Annotated in this window: 14 protein-coding genes and 1 pseudogene; 12 read left to right on the top strand and 3 right to left on the bottom strand. The window is 72.1% G+C overall.

What is annotated here, in order from left to right; genetic code table 11:
- Positions 1 to 171 precede the first annotated feature (171 nt).
- The 5 genes from AB0B63_RS27705 to AB0B63_RS27685 all read left to right on the top strand — a co-directional run bounded on the left by AB0B63_RS27705 (position 172) and on the right by AB0B63_RS27685 (position 4,308).
- Positions 172 to 1,104, top strand: coding sequence for an ABC transporter permease (locus AB0B63_RS27705; protein ID WP_307799850.1), 933 nt, complete (start codon positions 172 to 174; stop codon positions 1,102 to 1,104).
- Complete coding sequence (locus AB0B63_RS27700) at positions 1,101 to 1,304, top strand: hypothetical protein (protein WP_208570354.1); 204 nt, start codon at positions 1,101 to 1,103, stop codon at positions 1,302 to 1,304. The genes AB0B63_RS27705 and AB0B63_RS27700 overlap by 4 nt, the downstream gene beginning before the upstream one ends.
- Complete coding sequence (locus AB0B63_RS27695) at positions 1,304 to 2,506, top strand: saccharopine dehydrogenase C-terminal domain-containing protein (RefSeq protein ID WP_208570308.1); 1,203 nt, start codon at positions 1,304 to 1,306, stop codon at positions 2,504 to 2,506. Before AB0B63_RS27700 ends, AB0B63_RS27695 begins: the two co-directional genes overlap by 1 nt.
- A complete protein-coding gene (speB, locus tag AB0B63_RS27690) occupies positions 2,503 to 3,516 on the top strand; it encodes an agmatinase (RefSeq protein ID WP_357023925.1) in 1,014 nt (337 codons plus the stop codon). The genes AB0B63_RS27695 and speB overlap by 4 nt, the downstream gene beginning before the upstream one ends.
- Positions 3,517 to 3,612: 96 nt before the next feature.
- Positions 3,613 to 4,308, top strand: a complete 696-nt coding sequence (locus tag AB0B63_RS27685) for a hypothetical protein (RefSeq protein WP_357023922.1) — start codon at positions 3,613 to 3,615, stop codon at positions 4,306 to 4,308.
- 13 nt (positions 4,309 to 4,321) lie between these two features.
- Here AB0B63_RS27685 and gabT read toward each other — a convergent pair whose 3' ends face one another.
- Complete coding sequence (gene gabT / locus AB0B63_RS27680; protein ID WP_357023919.1) at positions 4,322 to 5,593, bottom strand: 4-aminobutyrate--2-oxoglutarate transaminase; 1,272 nt, start codon at positions 5,591 to 5,593, stop codon at positions 4,322 to 4,324.
- 5 nt (positions 5,594 to 5,598) lie between these two features.
- Entirely contained in the window at positions 5,599 to 7,035 is a 1,437-nt protein-coding gene (locus AB0B63_RS27675; protein ID WP_357023916.1) for a gamma-aminobutyraldehyde dehydrogenase, read from the bottom strand.
- A gap of 143 nt (positions 7,036 to 7,178) precedes the next feature.
- Here AB0B63_RS27675 and AB0B63_RS27670 point away from each other — a divergent pair, with 143 nt between their 5' ends.
- Positions 7,179 to 8,618: an aldehyde dehydrogenase family protein gene (locus tag AB0B63_RS27670; RefSeq protein ID WP_357023912.1), complete on the top strand. Its 1,440-nt coding sequence runs from the start codon at positions 7,179 to 7,181 to the stop codon at positions 8,616 to 8,618.
- 16 nt (positions 8,619 to 8,634) lie between these two features.
- Here the strand turns inward: AB0B63_RS27670 and AB0B63_RS27665 are convergent, their stop codons facing one another.
- On the bottom strand, positions 8,635 to 9,858 hold the full coding sequence (locus AB0B63_RS27665; RefSeq protein ID WP_357023909.1) for an SUKH-3 domain-containing protein: 1,224 nt from the start codon (positions 9,856 to 9,858) through the stop codon (positions 8,635 to 8,637).
- 74 nt (positions 9,859 to 9,932) lie between these two features.
- On the opposite strand from AB0B63_RS27665, the gene AB0B63_RS27660 reads away from it, so the two are divergent.
- The 6 genes and pseudogenes from AB0B63_RS27660 to AB0B63_RS27635 all read left to right on the top strand — a co-directional run.
- Entirely contained in the window at positions 9,933 to 10,364 is a 432-nt protein-coding gene (locus tag AB0B63_RS27660) for a YbaB/EbfC family nucleoid-associated protein (protein ID WP_307799855.1), read from the top strand.
- The gene (locus AB0B63_RS27655) at positions 10,357 to 10,701 is read left to right on the top strand and encodes a hypothetical protein (RefSeq protein ID WP_357023905.1); all 345 of its coding nucleotides are present in this window, start codon (positions 10,357 to 10,359) and stop codon (positions 10,699 to 10,701) included. The genes AB0B63_RS27660 and AB0B63_RS27655 overlap by 8 nt, the downstream gene beginning before the upstream one ends.
- Before the next feature lie 15 nt (positions 10,702 to 10,716).
- Entirely contained in the window at positions 10,717 to 15,081 is a 4,365-nt protein-coding gene (locus AB0B63_RS27650) for a toxin glutamine deamidase domain-containing protein (RefSeq protein ID WP_357023902.1), read from the top strand.
- Positions 15,062 to 15,538, top strand: a complete 477-nt coding sequence (locus AB0B63_RS27645) for a hypothetical protein (protein ID WP_357023899.1) — start codon at positions 15,062 to 15,064, stop codon at positions 15,536 to 15,538. Before AB0B63_RS27650 ends, AB0B63_RS27645 begins: the two co-directional genes overlap by 20 nt.
- 61 nt (positions 15,539 to 15,599) lie before the next feature.
- A complete protein-coding gene (locus AB0B63_RS27640) occupies positions 15,600 to 15,797 on the top strand; it encodes a hypothetical protein (protein WP_357023896.1) in 198 nt (65 codons plus the stop codon).
- A gap of 37 nt (positions 15,798 to 15,834) precedes the next feature.
- Positions 15,835 to 16,470 (top strand): annotated as a pseudogene (locus AB0B63_RS27635) (endonuclease V); the annotation flags it as partial.
- Positions 16,471 to 16,650: the final 180 nt, after the last annotated feature.

Below are 16,650 nucleotides of genomic sequence, written 5' to 3'. Positions count from 1 at the left end.
CCGAGGAGTGCAGCGCAGCGGAGCCCCGCAGTCGCGAGCGGAAGGGTGGCCCTGTGAGCGCGAGGAGTGCAGCGCAGCGGAGCCCCGCAGTCGCGAGCGGAAGGGTGGCCCTGTGAGCGCGAGGAGTGCAGCGCAGCGGAGCCCCGCAGTCGCGAACGGAGGTGGATTCCGGTGAGGGTGTCGCGGTGGTTGGCCGACCGGTGGGTGATGATCGTCGCGCTGCTGGTGCTCGGCTACCTGTTCCTGCCGATCGCCGTGGTCGCCGGCCTCTCCCTCAACCGCCCCTCCAGCCGGCTGTCGTACGACTTCAACGAGTTCACCCTGGACAACTGGCGACAGCCCTGCGCCACCCCCGAGATGTGCGACGCGGTCGTCCGCAGCGTGCAGATCGGGTTCCTCGCCACCGTCGGGTCCACGGTGATCGGCACGCTGATGGCGTTCGCCCTGGTCCGGCACCGGTTCCGGGGGCGCGGCGGGATCAACCTGCTGATCTTCCTGCCGATGGCGACGCCGGAGCTGGTGCTCGGCACCTCGCTGCTCGCCCTGTTCGTCTCCGCCGGGGTGCCGCAGGGTTTCTGGACCGTCGTCATCGCGCACGTGATGTTCTGCGTGTCGTTCGTGGTGGTGACGGTCAAGGCCCGGCTCGCCGGGATGGACCGGCGGCTGGAGGAGGCCGCGATGGACCTCTACGCCAGCGAGTGGCAGACGTTCCGGCGGATCACCCTGCCGTTGGTGCTGCCCGGCATCGTCGCCGCCGCCCTGCTCGCCTTCTCGCTGAGCTTCGACGACTTCATCGTGACGAACTTCAACGCCGGCACCACCGTCACCTTCCCCATGTACGTCTGGGGTGCCGCCCAGCGGGGCATCCCCCCACAGGTCAACGTGATCGGCACGGCGATGTTCGGCATCGCCCTGCTGCTCGTCGGGCTGAGCATGCTGCGCGGTCGACGGTCCCGACGGGCCGAGCTCCCGGTCGCTCACGCGCCCGGCCGACGGGCGGCAGGCTCGGCGCTCCCGGTCGCCGATGTGACCGGCCGAGGGGCGGCAGGCTCGGCGCTCCCGGTCGCTGACGGGCCCGGCCGACGGGCGGCAGACCCGTCGTGATCCTTCCGCATACCGACCGGGCGTTCGCCGAGGTGACGCCCGGCCGGTATGCGTACCACCGCCCCGACTCTCCCCGTCCGGCCGCCGACATCCACCTCACCCGCTGGTCGCCGGCCCGCGCCGACGCGTACGCGCACGACGACCGGCACCAGCACTGGCTCCGTACGCCCGATCGTCTTGGTTTGGGGATCGATTCCTGATGCGTATCCTGCTCGTCGGCGCCGGCGGGGTCGGCTCCGCCGCCGTCGCCATCGCCGCCCGCCGTTCCTTCTTCGCCACCGTCGTCGTCGCCGACTACGACCTGACCCGGGCCGAGCGGGCCGTCGCCGGGTACGGCGACCGGTTCGTCGCCGTACGGCTCGACGCCTCCTCGGCGGACGCCGTCGCCGCGCTCTGCCGGGAACACCGGATCACCCACGTGCTCAACGCCGTCGACCCGCGCTTCGTCATGCCGATCTTCGAGGGGGCGTTCGCTGCCGGGGCCGACTACCTGGACATGGCGATGTCACTGTCGCACCCGCACCCGGCGCGGCCCTACACCCAGACCGGGGTGAAGCTCGGTGACGAGCAGTTCGCCGCCGCCGCGACCTGGGCGGACGCCGGTCGGCTGGCGCTGTGCGGCATCGGCATCGAACCGGGCCTGTCCGACGTGTTCGCCCGGTACGCCGCCGACGAACTGTTCACCGACATCGACGAGATCGGCATCCGCGACGGCGCGAACCTCACCGTCGACGGCTACGACTTCGCCCCCTCGTTCTCCATCTGGACCACCATCGAGGAATGCCTCAACCCGCCGGTCATCTGGGAGAAGGACCGGGGCTGGTACACCACCGAACCGTTCAGCGAACCGGAGGTCTTCGACTTCCCGGCCGGCATCGGCCCGGTCGAATGCGTCAACGTCGAACATGAGGAGGTGCTGCTGATCCCACGCTGGGTCAAGGCCAGGCGGGTCACCTTCAAGTACGGCCTCGGCGACGAGTTCATCGAAGTGCTGAGGGCCCTGCACAAGGTCGGTCTCGACTCCACCACCCCGGTGTCGGTGCGCGGCATGCAGGTCTCACCCCGCGACGTGGTCGCCGCCAGCCTGCCCGACCCGGCCACCCTCGGCGACCGGATGCGCGGCAAGACCTGCGCCGGCACGTACGTCACCGGCACCGGGACCGACGGCCGGCCCCGCCGGGTCTACCTCTACCACGTGGTCGACAACGAGTGGTCCATGCGGGAGTACGGCCACCAGGCGGTGGTCTGGCAGACGGCGGTCAACCCGGTGGTGGCGCTGGAGCTGCTCGCCACCGGCGGCTGGTCCGGTGTCGGGGTGCTCGGCCCGGAGGCGCTGCCCCCGCGCCCGTTCCTCGACCTGCTCACCGACTACGGCTCCCCGTGGGCGATGGAGGAACGATGACCCGCTACGGCCCGATGTACGGCCCCGACGTGACCCTCCTCGGGGTGCCGCCCTGCACGGTCACCGAGCCGGTGACCTACACCGACGCCGACGTGGTGATCATCGGGGCACCCTTCGACGGCGGCACCTCGCACCGGCCGGGCACCCGGTTCGGCCCGTCCGCCATCCGGCAGGCCTGCTACCTGCCGCCCGACGGCTCCCGCCCGTCACTGGCGCTGCGGGTCGACCCGCTGCGTGACCTGTGCGTCTACGACGCCGGGGACGTGGAGATGTTCGCCGGGGACATCGAACGCTCCCTGGCCGCGCTGGAATCGGCCGTGTACGCGGTGGCCAGCGCCGGAGCGATCCCGGTGGTGCTCGGCGGCGACCACTCCATCGCCCTGCCCGACGCCACCGGGGTGGCCCGCCGGCACGGGTTCGGCCGGGTCTCCCTGGTGCACTTCGACGCGCACGCCGACACCGGTGACATCGAGTTCGGTTCCCTGCACGGGCACGGCCAGCCGATGCGCCGGCTGATCGAGTCCGGTGCGGTACGCGGCGACCGGTTCCTCCAGCTCGGGCTGCGCGGCTACTGGCCCGGCCCGGACACCCTGGCCTGGATGGCCGCCCAACGGATGCGCTCGTACGAGATGACCGAACTGGTCGCCCGGGGGCTGGACGCCTGCCTGTCCGAGGCGTTCGGGATCGCGACCGACGGGTGCGGCGGGGTGTTCCTCTCCGTCGACGTGGACGTGGTCGACCCCGGGATGGCCCCCGGCACCGGCACCCCCGAGCCGGGTGGGCTCACCTCCCGGCAACTCCTCGACGCCGTCCGCCGGGTCTGCTACGAACTACCCGTCGTCGGCGTCGACGTGGTGGAGGTCGCGCCGCCCTACGACCACGCCGACATCACCGCCTACCTGGGCAACCGGGTGGTCCTGGAGGCGCTGTCCGCCATCGCCCGACGCCGACGCGACGCCGCCGGCGGCAGCCCCTGGGACCCCACCCAACCCCTCCTCGACGCCCGCTGACGTGGGTGTCCGAAACTTTCCTGACAGTGGAACTGAACGGGGAGCGCTCCCGGGCCGTATCAGCCGATGCAGGCAACGGCGACGACGGGAGACGTGGTGAAGGTGCAGCGCAAGCACGTACTGGCGGCGGGGGTGGCGGTGGTCGCCACGGCGGTGGTCGCGGTGGGGACCGGGTTCGGGTTCGCCGACACCACGTCCGCCCGGCCGAGCCTCTGCTCCGGCTCGGTCACCTTCTCCGCCGAGGCCGGTGCGCCCGCCGCGACAAGTGACCGGTTTCCGGTGGGGACACGGTTGCGGGTGACGAACCTGGACAACGGGAAGGTGGCGACGGTGTCGGTGAGCGGGCCGTCGGGTAGTTGTGTGCTGCTCAACGCCGCCGCGATGGAGCTGGTCCGGGAGCCCGGCAAGAACGTGATCCGACGCAACGTGGTCGAGCGGGTCGGCGTCGACGCGCCGGCCGCCCCGGCACCTGGCGAGACCCGGCCCGGCGCCGCCCAGCCGCCGGCCTCCCAGCGGCCGACCCCGTCGGCGACCGGCGTGGCTGCCCGGCCCAGCGCGTGTGCCGGCTCGGTGACCTTCTCCGCCGAGGCCGGCACACCGGCCGCGACGAGTGACCGGTTTCCGGTGGGGACACGGTTGCGGGTGACGAACCTGGACAACGGGAAGGTGGCGACGGTGTCGGTGAGCGGGCCGTCGGGCAGTTGCGTGCTGCTCAACGCCGCCGCGATGGAGCTGCTCCGGGAGCCCGGCAAGAACGTGATCCGGCGCAACCTGGTGGAGCTGGTGCGCTGACAGCCGTGGACGGTCAGCCGAAGGCGGCGTCCAGGATGTCCAACCCACGGGCCAGCTCGTCGTCGGAGATCACCAGCGGCGGCAGGAACCGCAGCACGTTGCCGTAGGTGCCGCAGGTCAGGGTGAGCAGGCCGGCGGCGTGACAGGCCGCCGAGACGGCACTGGCGGCGGCCGGGTCCGGGACCAGGGTGCCCGGCCGGACCAGCTCCACCGCCAGCATCGCGCCCCGGCCGCGTACCTCGGCGATCCGGGGGTCGCGGGCGGCGATCGCCCGCAAGCGGTCGGCGAGCACCGACCCGATCCGCCGGGCGGCGGCGGCCAGGTCCAGCTCCCGCATCGTCTCGACGCTGGCCAGGGCAGCCGCGCAGGCGATCGGGTTGCCGCCGTAGGTGCCGCCGAGACCGCCGACGTGCACCGCGTCCATCAGCTCCGCCCGGCCGGTCACCGCCGCCAACGGCAACCCGCCGGCGATGCCCTTGGCCAGGGTGACCAGGTCCGGCACCACGCCCTCGTGGTCGCAGGCGAACCAGTCGCCGGTACGGCAGAAGCCGGTCTGGATCTCGTCGGCGACGAACACCACCCCGGCCGCCGTCGCCCACTCCCGCAGCGCCGGCAGGAAACCCGTCGCCGGTACGACGAAACCGCCCTCCCCCTGGATCGGCTCGATCAGCAGCGCGGCCACGTTCTCCGCCCCGACCTGCTTGTCCACCAGCTCCAGCGCCCGCGCCGCCGCCTGCGCCCCGGACAACCCGCCGTCGCGCAGCGGGTACGACATCGGCACCCGGTGGATCTCCCCGGCGAACGGCCCGAACCGGTGCTTGTACGGCATGTTCTTCGCGGTCAACGCCATGGTCAGGTTGGTCCGGCCGTGGTAGGCGTGCTCGAAGACCACCACCGCCTGCCGTCCGGTGGCGTGCCGGGCGATCTTCACCGCGTTCTCCACCGCCTCGGCACCCGAGTTGAACAGCGCCGACCGCTTCTCGAAGGTGCCCGGGGTCAACGCGTTGAGCTGCTCGCAGACCGCCACGTACGACTCGTACGGCGCGACCATAAAGCAGGTGTGGGTGAACCGTTCGACCTGGGCGCGTACCGCCTCCACGACGCGCGGGGCCGAATTGCCGACGCTGGTGACCGCGATGCCGGCGGCGAAGTCGATCCACTCCCGCCCCTCGACATCGACGATCGTGCCGCCGCTGGCGGTGTCCACGTAGGAGTCGATGACGCTGCCGACCCCCCGGGCCACGGCGGCACCCCGCCGCCGGTGCAGCTCCGCACTGGAATGCATGGGGATCAGCCGCCGAAGTGGTGCATGACGTGCTTGATCCGGGTGTAGTCCTCCAGGCTGTAGACCGACAGGTCCTTGCCGTGCCCGGAGTGCTTGAAACCGCCGTGCGGCATCTCCGACACGAACGGGATGTGGGTGTTCACCCAGACGCAGCCGAAGTCGAGCCGGCGGGTCATCCGCATCGCCCGCCCGTGGTCACGCGTCCAGATCGAGGCGGACAGGCCGTAGTCGACGCCGTTGGCCCAGCGCACCGCCTCGTCCTCGTCGGTGAACCGCTGCACGGTGATGACCGGGCCGAACACCTCCTGCTGGATGATCTCGTCGGCCTGGCGTACCCCGGAGACCACGGTGGGAGAGTAGAAGTAGCCGCGCCCGCCCACCCGCGCGCCACCGGTGTGCAGGTCGGCATGATCGGGGAGCCGGTCGACGAAGCCGCTGACCCGGGCGAGCTGGTTGGCGTTGTTCAGCGGGCCGTAGAGCACGTCGGCGTCGTCCGGGGCACCGGTGCGCGTGTTGCGGGCCTGCTCGGTGAGGGCCGCCACGAAGTCGTCGTGCACGCCGGGGCCGGCCAGCACCCGGGTCGCCGCAGTGCAGTCCTGGCCGGCGTTGAAGTAGCCGCCCATCGCGATCGCCTCGGCCGCCGCCGCCACGTCCGCATCGTCGAAGACCACCACCGGGGCCTTGCCGCCCAGCTCCAGGTGGGTCCGCTTGAGGTCCGGCGCGGCGGCGGAGGCTACCTCCATGCCCGCCCGGGTCGAGCCGGTGATCGACACCAGCTGCGGCGTCGGATGCGCCACCAGGGTACGACCGGTGTCCCGGTCGCCACAGACCACGTTGAACACCCCCGGCGGGAAGAACTCGGCGGCGATCTCGGCCAGCAGCAGCGTCGACACCGGCGTGGTGTCCGACGGCTTCAACACCACCGTGTTGCCGGCCGCCAACGCCGGGGCGATCTTCCACACCGCCATCATCAGCGGGTAGTTCCACGGAGTGACCTGCGCACAGACCCCGATCGGCTCCCGCCGCACGTACGAGGTGTGCCCGGCCAGGTACTCCCCGGCCGAACGGCCCTCCAACATGCGGGCCGCCCCGGCGAAGAACCGGAACTGGTCCACCGCCGGCGGCAACTCCTCCTCGGCGGTGAGCTGCCGCGGCTTGCCGGTGTTGCGCACCTCCGCGTCGACCAGCTCGGCGGCCCGCGACTCCACCGCGTCGGCGAGCTTCAGCATCGCCCGCTGCCGCTCCGCCGGGGTGGTCTCCCGCCAGCTCTCGAAGGCGGTGGCGGCGGCCCGCATCGCCGCGTCCACGTCCGCCGCGCCGGAGACGGGAGCCTGGGCGAAGACGTCACCGGTGCAGGGGTCGATCAGATCGGCGTGACCGCCGTCCACCGGGTCGACGTACGCGCCGTCGACGAAGTTGCGCAACTGCTGCTGGTCGCTCATGGTGAGGTCTCTCCAGGGGTGGCTGGGAGTCGGAGTCAGCGGAGGTAATCGCAATCTGACTGCCATCTTGGCTACCGAATTCGCGGCAGACAAGGGCTTGAGCGACTGTTTCCGTGTGACTGCCCGTCGTCTACGCTGCCGACGTGGAGCCGAGAGCGTTCTGGGTCGCCGGTCGTGCCGTCCACGGCGACGACGAGGTGACCGTCACCCACCCGTACGACGGTCGGGCGGTGGGGCGTACCAGCTGGGCCACGCCCGACCAGGTCGAAACCGCCGTCGCGGCGGCGGCCCGGGTGGCTACGGAGGCCGCGGCCCTGCCCGCGCACGTGCGGGCGGCGGCCCTCGACCACGTGTCCCGGGAACTCGCCGCGCGGGCGGCCGAGGTGGCCGGCCTGATCACCGCCGAGAACGGCAAGCCCGTCACCTGGGCGCGGGCCGAGGTGGGCCGGGCGGTGTCGACGTTCCGCTGGGCGGCCGAGGAGGCCCGACGGTTCTCCGGCGAGATGCAGCGCCTCGACACCGACCCCACCGCTACCGGCCGGATCGCCCTGGTCAGGCGGGTGCCCCGGGGGCCGGTGCTGGGCATCACCCCGTTCAACTTCCCGCTCAACCTGGTGGCGCACAAGGTCGCCCCGGCCCTCGCGGTCGGTGCGCCGATCATCGTGAAGCCCGCCCCGGCGACACCGCTGTCCGCGCTGCTGCTCGGCGAGATCCTCGCCGGTGCCGACCTGCCGGCCGGGATGTTCTCGGTGCTGCCGTTGCCCAACGACCGCACCGCCGACCTGGTCGACGACCCCCGGCTGCCGGTGGTGTCGTTCACCGGCTCCGGGCCGGTCGGCGCGCAGATCCGCCGTCAGGTGCCGGACAAGCACGTCACCCTGGAACTCGGCGGCAACGCGGCGGCGGTCATCTGCGCCGACTGGTCGTCCGACGCGGACCTGGACTTCGCCGCCCGGCGGATCGCCACCTTCGGCAACTACCAGGCCGGGCAGTCCTGCATCGCCGTGCAGCGGGTCCTCGTGCACGAACGCCACCACGACGCCTTCCTGCCCCGGCTGGTCGCCGCCGTGCGGGCACTGCGCACCGGTGACCCCACCGCCGAGTCGACCGACGTCGGACCGCTGGTCTCCGTCGAGGCCGCGCAACGGGTCGAGGCGTGGGTCGACGAGGCCGTCGCCGCCGGGGCCACCGTCGAGACCGGGGGCCGCCGCGACGGCGCCAGCTATCCGCCCACCGTGCTGACCGGGGTGCCGGCGTCGGCCAAGGTCTGTGCCGAGGAGGTCTTCGGGCCGGTGCTGGTGGTGGCGTCGGTGGACAGCGACGACGCCGCGTTCGCCGCCGTCAACGACTCGGCGTACGGGCTGCAGGCCGGCGTGTTCACCCACCGGCTCGACGTGGCGTTCACCGCCGCACGGGTGCTGGAGGTGGGCGGGGTGATCGTCGGCGACGTGCCGTCGTACCGGGCCGACCAGATGCCGTACGGGGGCGTCAAGGGCAGCGGCGTCGGCCGGGAGGGCGTGCGGTCGGCGATGGACGACTACACCGAGCCGAGGGTGCTGGTGCTGACCGGGATGCCGCTGTAACCCCGGCACACCCCTCTCACCAGCTGCCGTCGTCCCGGACCCGGGTCGGGGCGAGACCCAGGAGCAGGGTGGTCAGCGCCGCATCGACGTCGTCGCCGAGGAACCACTCGCCCGCCTGGTCCAGCGCGAAGACCCGGCCGTGCTCGTCCACCGCCAGGATCGCGTCCGGATGCCCAGCGCCGATCGGGAAGAGCCGTACGCCGAGCACGGCACCGAAGTCCGCCAGGGTGGCGGCGGTGTAGGCGGCGTGCACGGGGTCGATGGAGAACCGCGAGATCCACACCTGCCGCCCCGGACCGCGCCGACCGGAGGCAAGCCCCGGAAACCTGGTGAGGGCGTTCAGCGCGGACGTGAGATCAGGATGTCGGGGGGAGATCTCCCTCGTTTCCGCCATCGCCTCCTCGGCAAGGCCATCGTCACCGAACCCCGGACGCCAGCCGGCGCTCACCAGCGCGTCGGCCACCTCCGGCGCGAACCGCCCCGGCTCCGGCGCGGCCTGCCTGTCCGGCTGCCACTGCCGGGTGAACGCGAGTTCGGACCAGCCGAGGACCGCGAAGTGCACCAGGAAGTTGAGGCAGGAGTCGCACGGGCGTTCCGCCGGGCCGGCCTGCGGATCACCCGGCTCGCGGGCCAGGAACACGTCCATCCCGGTCGCCAGCAGCAGCGACTCCGCCTCGCGCATGGTCAGCGGGGGCTGGCCGGCGGCGGCGCGACGGTGGTCGTACTCGTGCAGGACGTCCGACACGACGACCATCTCGGCGTGCCGGTCGCCGCCGCGCACCAGGTGCCCCGGGGGCAGCTCGTCCAGGTAGGCCCGGACCAGTGGGTGGTGCCGCACCGCCACGTCGCCCTTGACGCCGTGACCGAGGTAGGTGCGGCCCTCGACGGTCAGGTGCGCCACGGTGCCGGGCGTCGGCAGCCGACGGATCTCGCGGAGCAGCAGGCTGGCCGGGTCGACGGTGCGCGGGGCGGGGGTGCCGGTGGGGCGGCTGCGGCGGTACATCTGCTGCACCACGGCCGCCGGCACCCGGGGCCAGGTGGTGACCTCGCCGGTCTCCTTGTCGACGACGGTGGTCGGCAGGTCGCCGGGGTCCGTGTCGACCGCGCGGTCGACGGTCGACCTGATCACGTAGCCCAGGTCGAACTCGTCCAGGGTGGCCCGGCACTCGTGGCCCAGACGCTGCGAGTCCCGCCGGGCCCACACGTCGGCGAGTTGCTCGGCCTGTTGGCGATCGATCACGGCCCGAAACTACCGGACCCCACGGAATCGTGGCACCCGGTATGGTTCGCCTGACTGACGGTGACCGGGGGAGGGTGGCCTTGGCCGAGAGGGTGGACCGCGACGCGAACCAGGCGCTCCGGGCGCGGTTCGACGAGGTGTACGGCCAATACCGGCGGTTGCGGTCCGGTGTGGACGAACTGGGGTCCGAACTGGCCGCACTGCGGGTCACGGAGCGGTCGGACGACGGCCAGGTCATCGCCACGGTGGGTGCCCGTGGCGAGCTGATCTCGGTGGAGCTCACCGGCGAGGTCTACCACGACCGCGATCACCACGCGCTCAGTCGCAAGATCACCATGACGGTGCACCGGGCCTGCGCCCGGGCGGCCACGGCCACCCAGGAGTTGGTCGCCGCCCATCTGCCGGCCGGCTCGGGGTCGGTGGAGTTCCTGCGTACGGGCGACTTCGGCGCACTGTTCGGGCGGGCCGACGCGGTGCTCCGGCGGGAGGACGAACGGCATGGGTGAGGGGCAACTCTGGCTCGATCCGGCCCGGGCCCGGCGGGGTGGCACCGACCTGCACCTGGCCGGTGAGTCGGTGTCGGCCCGCCGCGTCACCCTCGGTGCGGAGATCACGGCGGCCAGCGCACCCCGCCCATGGGGCCGGGACGACATCGGCGCGGCCTTCGAGAAGAGCTACCGGTCCCACGAGGAGACCCTGCTGCGTGCCTGGGCCGGGCTCGGCCGATCGTTGGAGGGGCTCGGCACCGACGTGGTCACCTCGGTCGACGCCAACCTACGGACCGACGCGGCCAGCGGCCGGCGCTTCGACCGGGTGACCGACCCTCGTGACCGTCGGCACTGACCTGCGGGGGAAGCCGTGACCGTGCTGCCGAGCCCGATCCCGCACCCCCTCGACTACAGCCCCTGGGACCTGCCGGGCTGGGCCTACGAGGCGCTCGACTGGGTGGTCGGCGTGGAGTGGCCGGAGGGAAACGAACGCGCCGTCTGGGATCTCGCCGACCAGTGGTACGCCGTGGCGGGCGCGCTGGCCGGCCCCCGTGCCGACGCGATCGCCGCCGCCACCGAGGTGCGCGGCGGATACGGCGCAGCCGGCGCGGTCCCGGAGGCGTTCGAGGCTGCCTGGCGACGGCTCGCCGACGGCGACGATGCCCCGTTGACGGTGCTGCTCGCGGTCAGTACCGACCTGGGCCGCCTGGTCGAGGAGTGCGGCTGCGACATCGAGGCCGCCAAGCTCGAGGTGTGGATCGAACTCGGCATCCTGGTCGTGGAGCTGCTCGCGCTCGCCGTCGCCGCCGCACTCACCGCCGGGGCCGCCTCACCGGCGGCCGGCGCGGCGGTCACCGCCAGTCGGCTGGTCATCCAGCAGATTTTCCGCCGGCTGATGGCGCAACTGGCCAAGAAGGCGCTCCGACAGGGCCTCAAGGAGGCGGGCGAACGGGCCGCCAAAGAAGTGGCCCGGGACGGGATGCGTGGGCTCGGCAAACGGGCGGTCAAAGGGGGCCTGTTCGAGGCGGGACAGGAGGGCGGCGTCAACCTCGCGACGCAGGCGTACCAGAACTCCACCGGTCGCCGGCACGGCCTCGACCTCGCCGATCTCGGTGCGTCGGCGCTCGGTGGGCTGGCCGGTGGTGCGGTCGCACCACTGGCCGGGCTGGGGCGGCACGCCACCGGGCGGGGTGCCCGGGTCGGTGAGCACCTGGGCCGGGAGATGACCGGTGAGGTGCTCGCGGAGGGCGCGGCGGGGCTGGCCACCGGCCAGGGAGCGTTGTCGCCGGAGGACGCGGCCCGGGCGGCCGTCTCCGGGGTCGGCAGTTCGGCGACCGCGCAGGCGGACGCCGCACTGCACGCCCGCCTCGACGGCCGGCTGCACTCGTTGGCCGACGCCACCCAGGTGTCGGCGGCCTTCCCCGTCCCACCGTCGCCGGTGCCGGCCGGCGCTGAGCAGGCGTCCCCGGCCGGCGATGCTCCTGGGCGGTCGGCCGCTGACGCTTCCGTGCCGGGACCGGCGACGTCCTTCGGCCCCACCGTCGTGGCCGGTGACGGCTCAGGCACTGCCGCCGAGACGCCGTCGCCCCGCGATCCGCAGGTGCCGCCCGATCCCGGCCGGGCCGCCGCTGCCGTCGGGCCGGTGGACGGGCCGGCGGGAGCGGACGCGGTGACGCCCCCGGCCCCACCGGCACCCGGGGTCGACCACGTCACGGGCGCGGCTCCGGCGTCGATCGTGGCCGAGTCGACGCCGTCCAGCCCCACCCTGTCCTCGGTCGCCGCCGATCAGGTGACCTCTCCGCTGACGGCAGGTCGAGCCGCTGAGGTGGTGCCGACGAACGCGGCGGTCACCGCACCACCCGGGCCCGACTCCGGGCAGGGCAACCCACCCGCGAGCGTGACGACAGCGGGCGGAGCACCGACGGCAACCGCTACGGCGTCACCTACCGCAGACCCCTCTCCTGGACGCACGACGTCGGGCGCTTCCACGGCCGGCGTTCCGCCGGGGCCGGCACCCGGTGGGTCGGTGGGGCCGGCACCGACGCCGGGGCTCCCGATCCACGGCAGCACACCGGACACTGCGCAGGCTGCCCGGGAGAGGCCGCCCGGCGTAGCCGACCGCGATGGCCGGCGGCAGGGCGACAGACGTTTCCCGCTCCTGGAGGCGCTGGCCCCCGGGCCCGTGGACCCGCCGGCCCCCGACCCGACCCCTCCGACACCAGATCCGGACGACGAGCCACCGCGCCCGAGAACTCCCCGGTGGTACGCCGCGAAATGGGCAGCCGAACGGGAGGCGCTCGACCGTCGCCGCTATCAGGGTTACTTCGAGGCACAGCGACACTGGTTCGAGGATCGGCGACGTAGGGATGACGCCGGCTTCCGGCGAGAGGTTGCCCGCGAGCACGAAGCGAGGGCACAGCGTGCTGCTCGCCGGGCGAACCACCTACAGCGCGAAGGCCGTCTCGAACTGGCCAACTGGTATCAGCAGATCGCGAGTACCGAGCAGGCGGACAGCTATCGAGAGTTGGATCTGGCCTCGGAGATCATCGACGGCCGGGTCTTTCCCACGGATGTCGTCATCGGAGATCCTGCTGACTTCTCCCGCATCAACGACGACGTGGCCGAGTTGGCCGCCGGTGGGGTCGAGACGGGCGACAGGTCGGCGCTCACCGGCGACGACGATCCGCCGCCCATCGACCGTTCCCGCCGGTACGGGCAGTTCGGTGGGTTGCGGCCACCGCTGGCCCTGCACCAGACCGACCTCGAACGGCAGATGCCCCGGCAGCCGGACGGCAGTGTGGTGCGTACCCCCGATCCCCGGCAGGGCGGGTGGTTCGCGCTGGCCAACGACGGTGGCCCGCAGGCCGACCCGACCCGGGGCATCAACTGCCTGGACTGCACCCTGTCCCTGTTCGAGACGTGGGTGCACGGTCGACCCAGGGTGGCCGCGCCCCGTACCTTCGACGGCTACCTGCAAGGCGACATCCGGCGTCCGGTCAACGGTGAGGCCGGCGGACCCGGCCGGGTCGAGGAGGTCACCGGCGGACGGTTCCAGAAACTGTTCGCCGTAGCCGACGGTGTCCCGCCGGGGCCGGCAGACCTGCGCCAGTCCGTCGAACGGGGCTACCGCAACCTGCACGACCAACTGGTCCTGGGAGGTCACGGCAGCTACGCCTTCCTGATCACCGAGTGGGAGAACGGCGGCTCGCACGCCTGGGTGGCGCTCAACCAGAACGGGACGGTGCTCTATCTCGACCCGCAGGCGGGAACGGTCCACGAGCGCCCCCTCTACGCCCACGCCGGCCGGCGGCACCCCGACAACGTCGTCGGTATCGACGCGCTGATCCTCGGCGGAGACGGCCACCCGATGCCGTTGGCCGGGTTGGCGCGGGGGCGGTTCAGCGCCCTGCCCGACCTGCCCGAGCACCCGCCGGCACCCGACGACGAGCAGGGGTACGGCGACCCGTACCTCAACCGCCTGCACCTGCTCGACGGGCCCGGATCCGCGGAGCGGGCGGGACCGGCGAGCCGGGACCCCGATCGGCAGCCGGAACCGGGCACGCCACCTGGCGAGGCACCGCAGCACGCGTCGGATCAGTCTCCGCCGCAGGGCACCGCCTCCCGGGTGCGGGAGCTGCTGGCGGGTGGCATGGATCTCGACGGCGTTCTCCGCGCCGGCCTGACTCCTGCGGAGATCTCCGCACACGCCGACGCCTCGGTGCTCCGACGCCTCGTCCCGCAGTTGGACGCCCCCGGAGCGGCGGATGTGGCGCGGCTGCTGCGCGACCCGAGGGTCGTACGGATGCTCGACGAGACCTGGCGTGACCCGCCTGGCGAGCAACATGCCCTCGCCGAAACTCTCTTGCGGCAGTTGACGCATCGCCCGGACCTCGCCCGCATGATCCTGGCGACGCCCGAACTGGCCGATTCGCTGACGGCAAGACCCCTGACGCTGCACCACCTCGCCGCTCGTCCGCAGGCTCTGGCGGTACTGACGGCGGTGGTCGGGGATGTCGCTGATCGAGGCGTCGATTCGCTGCCCTCGGACGGACCAAGACCGGCCCCCACCAGGTTGACCGGGGCTCAGATCGCGTTGTCTCGTCGGATGTCAGCCTTTCGGCAGCCCGCCTACCAGCCGGGATTTGAGCTGTCGCGGCGGGATGATGAGGAGTATCGCACCGGCTTCCTCGCCCGTCTGTACGCAGATGCTGAAGAGGCCCAGCAGGAACTCAACCTGCTGGCCTCTGATCTGGCGGAAGGTCGTGGCCGAGCTGGCTGGCGGAAGGCGCCGAAGGGCAACCAGCGGGTCCTGGACAAACTTGTCGAGTACGAGAACGACGCCTCGAAGCTGAAGGACCTCGCAGCTGCGAAGATCGAGTTTCGGCATCTCGATGATGTCTACCAAGCCTTGGAAGATCTGGCCGGTAGGCCCAGCATCGTGGTGCTCAACATCAAGGACCGTTTCATGCGGCCTCAGCTCAGCGGCTACCGAGACATCTTGTTGAGCTTGCGGATGTCCAACGGCCACATTGCTGAGTTGCGCTTCCACTTGGCTGCAGTAGATGGTGTGGCCGAGTGGGAACATGCACTCTACGAGGTCAGACGTGATATCGAGGCGATGGCGGAGGCTGACGGACGCCCGCTGACTCTGAGGGAGAGAGTGATCCGCCACGGACTACTTCAGCGCGCGCAGGAGGCGTTCCGGGCGGCGACAGATGCTGGAAGGGAAGATTGAATCAGTGGAACAGTCGCCTGGCCTCAAGCTCCCGGTGTTCGTCAGCTACTACGACTCTCCGGTCAAACTCGTGGAGAGTCCGGAGGGAGGCGTAGCTGCATGGCGGCTGGCCGCTGACAGCGGGAGTTGGTCGCCGGCGAACGGCCTCATTGACAAGATCCTCTTCGGTGCCGATGACAACATCGACGTGCTGTCGCGTGACGAGTTCATCCAACTGACTGAGCAGGAGCGCGCCCGCCATCTGAAGGGCTCGGGACCGGTTTACGCGCTCTACGAGACGGTCGACGCGATCACCGACATGCAAGCACGCGAGGGTCGGTATCCCACCCCGCGAGAGATCGCCCTGGTGCAGGGCATCCGTCGGAGGACGTTTGTCATGTTCGAGGAGCAACTCGAGCGTGCTGGTGCGGCGGGTGCCGACCCGCGCCTGGCGACAGGAGATCTTGCAGAGAGCTGATGATCATCCGTGCATATCTGCCGTGAAAGGGTGCTCTGGATCGCCTGAATAAGATGAGGTGATGTACCCCTCCGCCAACAAGCGCCAGCTCACCGCCTGGGTGTCGGGCCTGCTCATCGGCATCGTCATCGGGTGGAGCATGTTCGAGGACGCCGTCGGTGTGGTGTTCGGGATCTCCATCGGCACCATGTTCGCGATCGCCTTCGGGGCCTTCGGCAACAAGAAGGAAGAGGGCGGGCGCGACGGTGAGCCGGGCTGAGTCGGCTCGGCGGCCCGAGCAGCACCGCGGCACCGAGCTGACGGTCGCCGAGGCGGTGGCCGTACAGGACCGGTTGCGGCCCCACGCGGACCTGGTCGGGCCGGGTCCGCGCCGGCCTGCGACGGTGGCCGGCCTGGACGTGGCGTACGCCGAGAGTGGTGACCTGCTCGCCGCAGCCGTGACCGTGCTCGACGCCACGACCCTGGAGGTGGTGGACCGGGCGGTCCACGTCGGCCGGCCCGCCTTCGGGTACGTGCCGGGGCTGTTCGCCTTCCGGGAGCTGCCGGCGTTGCTGGCCGCCCTGGACGGGCTGACGACCCGCCCGGAGCTGCTGGTCTGTGACGGGCACGGGTTGGCCCACCCGCGTCGCTTCGGGTTGGCCTGTCATCTGGGCGTGGTGACCGGGCTGCCGGCGATCGGGGTGGGTAAGACCCCGCTGGTGGGCGGGTGGACCGGGCCGGGTCCGCGCCGGGGGGACGCCGCCCCGCTGGTCGATGCCGGTGCGGTCGTCGGCCGGGTGCTGCGTACCCGGGACGGGGTGAAGCCGGTGTTCGTCAGCGTCGGGCACCGGATGAGCCTGGACAACGCGGTCGACCAGGTGCTCGCGTTGACTCCCCGGTACCGGCTGCCGGAGACCACCCGGACCGCCGACCGGCTCTGCCGTGACACCCTCGCTGCCGCGACGGGGCTGGTCGGCGAGGAGTTCGTGGGCAGGGAGCCGGCCGGTGTCGAGCCGGCGGCCACGGCGTCGGCCGGCACGGGTGGCGGGTCGCCGAACGGCAGCCGTGCGTCGGCGGGGTGGGCGGCCGGCACCGAACCGCCCATCCTGAGCTCTGCCGCCGAAGGGTCCGGT

This window comes from Micromonospora sp. NPDC049081, assembly GCF_040648835.1.
Classification (GTDB): Bacteria; Actinomycetota; Actinomycetes; order Mycobacteriales; family Micromonosporaceae; genus Micromonospora; species Micromonospora antibiotica.
Note: the sequence above shows the minus strand (reverse complement) of the source record. Positions and strands in the feature narration are given on the sequence as shown.